Genomic DNA, 256 nt, shown 5'->3' with positions numbered 1-256 from the left:
CGCCTGCGCGCTGTTGCTGGAGAACGCGCTGCTGCCGCCGGTGGTCGAGGTATCCGCCAGCCCCCGGGTCGCCCCTGTGGTGGCCGTGCCGCTGGTCTGATCCCAGGCGTTGAAAGTGAAGGCAGCGGTTTCACCGTTAGCGCCATCCGGCACATAACGCAGCTGCGCCGTCGCACTGAGCAGCAGCGCCGATGAACTGGACACCGTGCCGACGCTGAACCAGTTGGCCCCGCTGTCCGTCGAGTATTGCCACGCC

1 protein-coding gene is annotated in these 256 nt (G+C 67.6%); it reads right to left on the bottom strand.

Going from position 1 to position 256, the window contains the following annotated elements:
- Positions 1-256 (bottom strand): hypothetical protein (locus HEP82_RS19895; RefSeq protein ID WP_192459620.1); only part of this gene is annotated, 256 nt, incomplete at both ends.

The sequence above is a fragment of the Musicola keenii genome (genome assembly GCF_014855505.1).
GTDB lineage: Bacteria > Pseudomonadota > Gammaproteobacteria > Enterobacterales > Enterobacteriaceae > Musicola > Musicola paradisiaca.
The sequence above is the reverse complement of the archived record's forward strand: the minus strand, read 5'-3'. Positions and strand labels throughout refer to the sequence as shown.